The following is an 8,562-nucleotide window of genomic DNA, read 5'->3' on the forward strand; positions in this document are numbered from 1 at the left end:
TTGGGTTCGGTTGGTATAATGGCAATCCAAATCTAGCAGTAGTTTTTTAAATTCAACGTAACTATGAATTTAGATTGCCATTTAGGACAATGGATTATCACTTGGTTCATATTGTTGTTTTGGGTTGTTTGGATGGAGGTATGTACATGGGAGGGGATGGTTAAATGCGATACCAAAACCTCCAATGGCTTTTGACTTTAGTTATCCCATTGAGTGTGTCTGGTTTGGCAATGGGCGTTGGAATGCGGATTGGGATTTGGGTATTTTCCTATCAATACCCATCTGGATACTTTATAAATCTTAGCAACAAAAAAGACTTGGCAATACCAAGTCTTTTTAAGCATTTAACCTATTTTGTCGCAGGTAATTGCTCTGGTGCTACACCAAACCATTTTTCATAAATTTTTGCATAAGTACCATCAGCGACAATGTTGGCAAGCCCTGTATTGATTTTTTCCATCAAATCATTTTCAGACTTTGGTGTGATGATAACCATGTCATAATACTCAAAAGCCTCGCCTTCACCGACGATTTTAAAGTTAACCTCAGGGAACTGCTTGGCATAGTAACGTAGCACACCTTCATCTGCTAATACCGCCTCAGCATTGCCTGTCGCCAATTCTTTAAAAGCTAAGAACGCGGATGGTTTTCCAATAATACCAGGATTGCCTTGACCAATCACTTCTTCTAATTGCGGAATATAGGGGCTGTCAGCGAATGTTGCAACTTTCTTGCCATTTAAATCTTTTAAGTTTTTGATACTGTTGTTTTCCGCAGAAACAGCAAGTGCATCTCGTCCCCATGCATAGGTATTAGAAAGTAAATATTTTGCTTCTCGCTCATCGTTTCTTGAAAAACCTGACATCACAATATGGCTTTGGGCATTATCCAAGCCTTTGACAAGCACTTCCCAATCCTGAGGAACGACGTCCACGCCAAAGCCTTGATTTTCAGCGATGGCTTTGATGATATCCACATCAAAACCTTGGGCGTTACCATTCTCATCCCTAAAATCATAAGGGGATAGTTGGCATCGATACCGACCACATAGCTTTGGGCGTTGGGCACGGTGGCACTGGTACTGACTTGCTCGCCTGTGGCTGGTGCTGTTGCGGTAGGTGCCGGCTCGCTCTTAGGCTCACTGGCAGTTTCAGGGGCTTTATCGCTACATGCCATCAACGCTGACAACATCAATGGTAAAATGGCATACTTTGCCTTGGTATTGAAATTTTTCATAGTTTCCTTCTCCTAACTAAGGGATTGATTTAACCTAACAAATTGTTAAGTTTTTATGATGATAACACATTATTTAATCTTAATACAGTAGTTTCATAAGCTTATTACATTTTGTTGCAAAATTATTTGTTTTAAAAATAATGATTATTGATAACTTTTTTATTTGATTCGTCTTTGATGTCTAGAAAGTTCACAATAACTGTGTGATTTGATACAAAATACCATGATTTTCACGTTTTTTTTTGATATAATTTGACAAATTTAATCATTTTGGAGCTATCATGGCACTTGTATCCTTACGCCAACTTCTTGACCACGCAGGCGAACACGCTTACGGTCTGCCCGCCTTTAATGTAAACAACCTAGAACAAATGCGTGCCATCATGATGGCAGCGGACGAGACCGACTCGCCCGTCATCGTGCAAGCCAGTGCAGGAGCCAGAAAATACGCAGGGGCTCCCTTTTTACGCCACCTTATTTTGTCCGCCATTGAAGAGTGGCCACACATTCCTGTTGTCATGCACCAAGACCACGGCACAAGCCCTGCCGTCTGCCAACGCTCCATTCAGCTTGGATTTAGCTCGGTGATGATGGACGGTTCATTAAAAGAAGACGGCAAAACCCCTGCCGATTATGACTACAACGTGCGTGTAACCCGTGAAGTCGTCAAAATGGCTCACGCCTGCGGTGTGTCGGTCGAAGGCGAAATCGGCTGTTTGGGTAGCTTAGAGACCGGCATGGCAGGCGAAGAAGACGGTGTGGGGGCAGAAGGCGTACTTGATCATAGCCAACTTTTGACATCGGTCGAAGAAGCTCGTCAATTTGTGGCAGATACCAACGTGGACGCACTTGCGATTGCCGTTGGCACTTCACACGGGGCGTACAAATTCACTCGCCCACCGACAGGCGACATTTTAGCGATTGACCGCATTAAGGAAATCCACGAAGCTCTGCCAAATACTCACCTTGTCATGCATGGTTCATCAAGCGTTCCCCAAGAATGGCTAAAAATCATCAACGAAAATGGCGGTAACATTGGCGAAACCTATGGCGTGCCAGTAGAACAACTTGTCGAAGCCATCAAGCACGGTGTTCGCAAAATCAACATTGACACCGACTTACGCCTAGCCAGCACAGGGGCAATTCGTAAGTTTATGAACGACCACCCTGCTGAATTTGACCCAAGAAAATATTTACAAGCCAGCATGAACGCCATGAAAGACATCTGCGTACAACGCTATGAAGCCTTTGGCTCGGCAGGTCATGCCAGCAAAATCCGCCCAATCTCATTGGAAAAAATGGTAGAATATTACAAATAAATTGGTGCAAATCGTGAATAAGGGCGACAAGATTCGCCCTTATTTGTATTTTAAAGGAAAAACCATGATTGGTATGATTACAGGGCAAGTCGCCCACCTATCCGCTCCCGTCGCTTGCGTTATGACATCAGGCGGGGTCGGCTATGAGATAGAAATGCCCATTGGTGAGTTTTGTACATTGTCTGTCGGCATGAACGTTACGCTTTATACGCAACTGGTCGTGCGTGAAGATGCTCATCTGCTGTTTGGTTTTACTGACAGGCCTGAGCGAGAAATTTTTAAAAAACTCATCAAAATCAATGGCGTGGGGGCAAAAATGGCACTTGCCATACTCTCAACCTTACCGCCAAACGAGTTACACCAAGCGGTAGAATATGGCGATGAGTCCGCCCTAACCCGTGTGGCAGGCATTGGCAAAAAAACCGCCCAACGGCTTATCATTGAATTAAAAGGCAAATTAGATGGCACATCGGACGATTTATTCGCCCCAAGCACCACCCAAGATGAGCCAACACACACCGCCAACCCCATGCACATCATCGCTGAAACCGAAAGTGCATTGGTGAGCTTAGGTTATAAAGAAAAGGAAGCCCAATCCGCCATTAAGACCGCCAAACAGTCGCTGTCCGATGATGAGCTGACCACATCAAACCTATTAAAGGCAAGTTTAAAAATTTTGTCGGGGTTTTAAACTGTCCGCACCCCACACACCGCCATAACCCCCTGCTCATTCATGACAAAATCCACGTCCACCGCCCCATACCGCATGGCACACGCCACCCCGATTTCAGATTGGCGATAGGCAGGGCGTGGGTCTTGGGCAATCAGCTCGCCAATGAGTGCTTTGTCATCAGCTGTTAATGAGCCCAACTTTATCAATTGTTCAAATCCATCATTGGCCTTATCATCAAAGATAACATTCCGCCCAGTCGGTTTGTCAAATCCCATCGCCCCATTCACACCGTCCACATAGGGCAGATACGGCTTGATGTCTAGTATCGGCGTGCCGTCCACCATGTCCGCCCCTATAATATGTAAAATCACTTGACTATCAACCACTTCTACCTTATCAAACCCCACCACCGACAACCCCACCCCAGACGGGCGGTACATACTGCGTGTGGCAAATACCCCGATTTTGTCATTACCACCCAAACGTGGCGGACGCACCTGCGGACGAAAATTGGCTTGTGCTTTGTTGTGATGAAATTGCCACAATACCCACAAATGGCTATACTGCTCAATGCCGACAAAGGCGTCGGGCGTGCCATAAGGAGTGACAAAGCGGATATGGCTTTTAATGGCGACAAGGTTGGGCTGGCGTGGAATGCCAAACTTTTGGGATAGGGGTGAGTAATGATGACCGATAATCGGCAAAACGTGTGTGTTCATGGTATTTTTGGGCGGTTTATGCTAAAATGACAAATGAATATGCCAATTTTTAAGTAAAATTTGGCATAAAAAATCGATATTATACACAAAATTTGCTATTATATCAGATTTGATAATCATTCTTAATAATTGGATAATGCCATGTCAAAATTCATCAACGAAACCGTCACCTATGTCCACCACTGGACAGACAGCCTATTTACCATTAAGACCACCCGTAGCGACAGCTTGCGTTTTAGAAGTGGCGAATTCGCCATGATTGGCATTGAAGTGGACGGCAAACCCCTTGTCCGTGCTTACTCTATCGCCAGTCCCGCTTGGGCAGAAGAGCTTGAGTTTTTCTCTATCAAAGCCCAAGATGGCCCTTTGACTTCACGCCTGCAACACATCAAAGTGGGCGATACCCTGCTTGTCTCCAAAAAGCCCACTGGCACGCTCGTACTCGATGACCTGCTGCCTGCCAAGCATTTGTATCTGCTTGCCACAGGCACAGGACTTGCTCCATTTTTGTCTCTCGTGCGTGAGCCTGAGATGTACGAACGCTTTGAAAAAATCATTCTGGTGCATGGCGTGCGTCATACCGAAGATTTGGCGTATAAAGACTTTTTTGAAAATGAACTGCCAAACGATGAGATTTTTGGCGAATGGGTGTGTAAAAAACTCATCTACTATCCCACCGTAACCCGTGATGAGTTTAAAAACCAAGGGCGTGTTACCGACATTATCAAATCAGGCAAACTCTTTGAAGACATCGGTCTGCCCCCCATGAACAAAGACGATGACCGTGCGATGATTTGCGGTAGCATGGCGATGAATGCCGATATGTCTGCCATTTTAGACAGTTTTGGTTTGACCGTTTCACCACGCATGGGCGTACCTGCCGATTACGTGGTAGAGCGGGCGTTTGTGGGCTGATAGGCCCATTGATAATAAAACGCACTATTATTATGGTGCGTTTTTTGTTTTTATATTTTTATAAAATCCACTTTTCACAATTTTTCCATAATTTATCAGCTACTGCCATGCTATGATAAAATTTTAAACATACAAAATCATGATGAAAAAACGCACTGCCCTGCCCTTATTTGCCATTGTCATTTTATCCGCTTTTGGAGTTAATTTTTATCAAAACTTGCCTACCAATCCCACGGCACACGCCAGCGCCCTATCGCCCAAACAGCTTAAACTTGTCAATCAACCACCGCTACCGACAGGCACACAGATTGACAAACTCATCGTTTATAAATCAAAACGGGAAATGCACGCTTTACATCAAGGCAGTTTGGTAAAAATTTATCCGATATCGCTTGGCAAAAACCCGATAGGGCACAAAGAATTTGAAGGCGACATGAAAACGCCCGAAGGGGTCTATACCATAAACGACCGTAATGCCAATAGCGGTTATCACAAAAATTTGGGTATCTCTTACCCCAATGAAGCCGACATCGCCTACGCCAAAGCTCACGGCAAATCGGCAGGCGGGGCGATAAAGATTCACGGCATAAAAAACGGACTTGGCGACATCATCGGGGCAAATCATCTGCTCAAAGACTGGACACACGGCTGTATCGCCGTAACTGACCCAGAAATAGACGAGCTGTTTGTGGCGGTTGTGGAAAATGCGGTGATTGAGATTTTGCCTTAATGCTTAAATTAAAACTATAACCAATCAGGGCTTGGGCGACCCGTATACGCCAAAATATCCGCCTTGCCACAGCGATAATAGGCACGATAAGCGGTGACTGTATCACCGCCTTGATATTCATCGGGCATGACCTGCGGAGGTGCGATAAAAGGCGTGTCGGCAGAGATGGGGCAGTTTATCAGAATGTGGCGGAGCTTTTGGTCGGTCAGATGAACCTTGCCATAGCGGTGCGTATATTCATCACACAGGGCGACAAACAGCTGATAAAGCCAGTCATAATGCGACTTTGAGCCACGCACCCACACCGCACATGGGTGGTTTTGGTGCGTACATTTATACAGCACCGCCCGCTCATCATTGCTAAGAACGTTATCACACAGATGATGAGCGGTACACAGTAACTGGGCGTATTCTAATATCATCTTGACCACATGCTTGTTACCGTGAAAACTGGCACAGCGTATCGGGTCAGGGTCAAGGTAGAAAATGTTCAAAATACCCTACTTGTCGTCAATGACCGCACGGATTTTACTTGCCAGCTCCGCCAGCTCGTCTTGGTCTGCCATGACACTCTCGTGCTTGCCCAGCTCGTGAACGTGGGTTGGGATTAGGTGCATGTGATAGTGGAACACGCTTTGCCCTGCACCCGCGTGGTTAAGTTGCATCTGGACAATGCCGTCCACACCCAGGGCAGTGCGTTGGGCAGTGATGACCTTTTGGGCGGTTTTGAGCACCGCACAGGCATACTCGCACGGTAAATCAGACAGCTCCACCGCTTCACACTTAGGGATAACCAGCACATGACCCGTTGCCTGTGGCATGACATCCATAAAGGCAAGGGTTTTGTCATCTTCATAAACCTTATGGCACGGGATTTCGCCACGCAGGATTTTGGCAAAAATGTTGGTATTGTCGTAAGTCATGGGCTACTCCTAGGATAAGTGATGATAATCATTGTAGCATAAAGCAGGGGTGTAAATAAAAGTTTTTTGTGCTATATTATGCGTTTTATAAGATATGTTTTACCATGACTGACCGTTTTATTTTACAAGAAGTATTGACCGATGATGTGCCTTTTCGGGTACATAATGTCAAGATAGACAAATTCATCTATGAGCAGGATTTGCCACTCATGCTGTTGGTTCATTATGACCGCCTAAGCGATGAGCTAAAGATTCAAAAGCCTTTGACCGACTTTTTTGGGCAGATGAATGACAAAGTAACCACGGCACAGGCGTGTGCGATTTTTGGGGTCAGTCCCGACAGCCTACACCCTGCCACCCACATCAAAATCACAGGCACGAGTGTCATCGTGTGGGATGAGTTTCCCCTTGCCCTGCATTTGCAATTTACCAACACCGCCAAAGACAGCCAGACCACCGATGAGTGCGACCTCACCCAAGCAGTCGCTGACGAGATTGGCAACATCCTACTGTCAGGCAACGTCAATGTCCTGCACAAAAACACCGCCAAGGAGCTGGTGAGTGTTGATTTGTCTGATGATGAATTTGTCATTACGCCCAGTGATAATTACACTCGCCTGCCCAACAGTCACGCTCTTGCCACCACCCAAATCCTAAACCACATCAGACACACCACCCCCCAAGCCATGGCATATCTAAGCCATGCCCTACATGATAAAATCATGGAACATGCACAAGAGCGGTTTTAGGGTTTTGGGTGTTTTACCTAGCGCATATAAGGCGCGCTCAACACGCCCCTACATCCAAACATCATTGCGTTTGTAGTAATTTTTAAATTTTTTGGGTATATTTTTTATTTCAAGTAACCCACGCATTAAAAAACGGTTGGACAATCCCAACCGTTTTGCTTGCAATATAGTAAAAAATCAACTATAAAAACGCCCGATTCTGTAAGGCTTGGTGCAAGGTTAGGCTATCGACATAACCCAACTCCCCGCCCATGGGAATGCCTTGGGCTAAGCGAGTGATGTTATCCACGTGGGCTTTTAGAGCATCATGGATAAAAAAGGCGGTGGTCTGACCTTCGACCGTCGCCCCCGTGGCAAGAATCAGCTCGCTAATGGCAGACTTTTTGACCAACGCCACCAGCTCATCCATGTGCAAATCATCCGCCCCGATACCGTCCAAGGGCGACAGATGACCGCCCAGCACAAAATACCGCCCACGATACGCCCCACTTTGCTCAATCGCCACCACATCGGATGCACGCTCCACCACGCACAGCTGACTGTCATCACGGCGGACATCGGCACAGATGGGACAGATGTCATCATCGCTAAATGAATGGCAGATTTGACATTCTTTAATCTCATTCATGGCAATCTCCAAGGCATAGGCAAGTGCCAAGCCTTGGGGTCGTTTTTTGGACAATAGTTCTATCGCCATGCGTTGGGCGGACTTTTGCCCGACAGATGGTAGGATTTGCAAGGCTTTGACCAGTTGGTCAAATTTGGGGGTGAGCATTAATCGAACAATCCTTGCATGCCCTTGGGCAGACCCATGCCTGTGGTCGCCCCTGCCATGATTTCCTCTGATAGCTCATCTGCTTGACGTACCGCATCATTAATGGCGGCCGCCACCAAATCTTCAATCATGTCAGGCTCATCACCCATCAAACTTGGGTCGATAGATAGGCGTTTGACCACATGGCGACCTGTCATGGTCACTTTTACCAGTCCGTTGCCTGCTTCGCCTTGAACTTCTTTTTGGGCAAGGGTTTTTTTGGCGGATTCGACGTTTTGCTCAACCTGCTTTTGCATGGCTTGGGCTTGTTGCATGAGTGCTTGAATGTTCATCATAAACTCCAAAGGATAATAATTGTGGGTAATATGGTTAGCCATTATAACAAAATTTTAACTTAATAGGAAATTGTTATCATGGGGCGTGCCTAACATTGATAACATTTTTGTAGAATATACCCCACTCTCAACTTAAAATCATCTCAAACCTAAGCGGTGGATTGCCAAGTTGTTTGTTGATTTGCACA

At 45.9% G+C, this 8,562-nt stretch carries 12 protein-coding genes; 5 read left to right on the forward strand and 7 right to left on the reverse strand.

What is annotated here, in order from left to right:
- Positions 1–349: 349 nt before the first annotated feature.
- A complete protein-coding gene (locus tag B5J93_RS08445) occupies positions 350–976 on the reverse strand; it encodes a transporter substrate-binding domain-containing protein (protein WP_079325994.1) in 627 nt (208 codons plus the stop codon).
- Positions 865–1,236, reverse strand: a complete 372-nt coding sequence (locus B5J93_RS14025) for a hypothetical protein (RefSeq protein WP_143823518.1) — start codon at positions 1,234–1,236, stop codon at positions 865–867. The genes B5J93_RS08445 and B5J93_RS14025 overlap by 112 nt, the downstream gene beginning before the upstream one ends.
- Positions 1,237–1,517: 281 nt before the next feature.
- On the opposite strand from B5J93_RS14025, the gene fba reads away from it, so the two are divergent.
- Positions 1,518–2,555: a class II fructose-bisphosphate aldolase gene (gene fba / locus B5J93_RS08450; RefSeq protein ID WP_079325995.1), complete on the forward strand. Its 1,038-nt coding sequence runs from the start codon at positions 1,518–1,520 to the stop codon at positions 2,553–2,555.
- Between the two features lie 64 nt (positions 2,556–2,619).
- Positions 2,620–3,246 carry a Holliday junction branch migration protein RuvA gene (gene ruvA / locus B5J93_RS08455; RefSeq protein ID WP_079326004.1) on the forward strand — a complete coding sequence of 209 codons (627 nt, stop codon included), beginning with the start codon at positions 2,620–2,622 and terminating at the stop codon, positions 3,244–3,246.
- On the opposite strand, the gene tsaA is transcribed toward ruvA, so the two are convergent.
- Positions 3,243–3,947, reverse strand: coding sequence for a tRNA (N6-threonylcarbamoyladenosine(37)-N6)-methyltransferase TrmO (tsaA, locus tag B5J93_RS08460; protein ID WP_079325996.1), 705 nt, complete (start codon positions 3,945–3,947; stop codon positions 3,243–3,245). The two genes, ruvA and tsaA, sit on opposite strands and share 4 nt — an antisense overlap.
- Before the next feature lie 141 nt (positions 3,948–4,088).
- Here tsaA and B5J93_RS08465 point away from each other — a divergent pair, with 141 nt between their 5' ends.
- Complete coding sequence (locus B5J93_RS08465; protein WP_079325997.1) at positions 4,089–4,862, forward strand: ferredoxin--NADP reductase; 774 nt, start codon at positions 4,089–4,091, stop codon at positions 4,860–4,862.
- A gap of 139 nt (positions 4,863–5,001) precedes the next feature.
- Positions 5,002–5,592: a L,D-transpeptidase family protein gene (locus tag B5J93_RS08470; RefSeq protein WP_228144905.1), complete on the forward strand. Its 591-nt coding sequence runs from the start codon at positions 5,002–5,004 to the stop codon at positions 5,590–5,592.
- Between the two features lie 14 nt (positions 5,593–5,606).
- Here B5J93_RS08470 and B5J93_RS08475 read toward each other — a convergent pair whose 3' ends face one another.
- Together B5J93_RS08475 and B5J93_RS08480 are read right to left on the reverse strand one after the other, a co-directional pair.
- Positions 5,607–6,086 (reverse strand): pyrimidine dimer DNA glycosylase/endonuclease V, encoded by a 480-nt coding sequence (locus B5J93_RS08475; protein WP_079325999.1) that lies wholly within the window; start codon positions 6,084–6,086, stop codon positions 5,607–5,609.
- A gap of 6 nt (positions 6,087–6,092) precedes the next feature.
- Positions 6,093–6,515: an HIT family protein gene (locus B5J93_RS08480; protein ID WP_079326000.1), complete on the reverse strand. Its 423-nt coding sequence runs from the start codon at positions 6,513–6,515 to the stop codon at positions 6,093–6,095.
- Between the two features lie 104 nt (positions 6,516–6,619).
- On the opposite strand from B5J93_RS08480, the gene B5J93_RS08485 reads away from it, so the two are divergent.
- Complete coding sequence (locus tag B5J93_RS08485; RefSeq protein WP_079326001.1) at positions 6,620–7,264, forward strand: hypothetical protein; 645 nt, start codon at positions 6,620–6,622, stop codon at positions 7,262–7,264.
- 181 nt (positions 7,265–7,445) lie between these two features.
- Here B5J93_RS08485 and recR read toward each other — a convergent pair whose 3' ends face one another.
- Together recR and B5J93_RS08495 are read right to left on the reverse strand one after the other, a co-directional pair.
- Complete coding sequence (gene recR, locus B5J93_RS08490; RefSeq protein ID WP_079326002.1) at positions 7,446–8,039, reverse strand: recombination mediator RecR; 594 nt, start codon at positions 8,037–8,039, stop codon at positions 7,446–7,448.
- Positions 8,039–8,371: a YbaB/EbfC family nucleoid-associated protein gene (locus B5J93_RS08495; protein ID WP_079326003.1), complete on the reverse strand. Its 333-nt coding sequence runs from the start codon at positions 8,369–8,371 to the stop codon at positions 8,039–8,041. Before B5J93_RS08495 ends, recR begins: the two co-directional genes overlap by 1 nt.
- Positions 8,372–8,562: the final 191 nt, after the last annotated feature.

Source organism: Moraxella equi (assembly GCF_002027555.1).
GTDB lineage: Bacteria > Pseudomonadota > Gammaproteobacteria > Pseudomonadales > Moraxellaceae > Moraxella > Moraxella equi.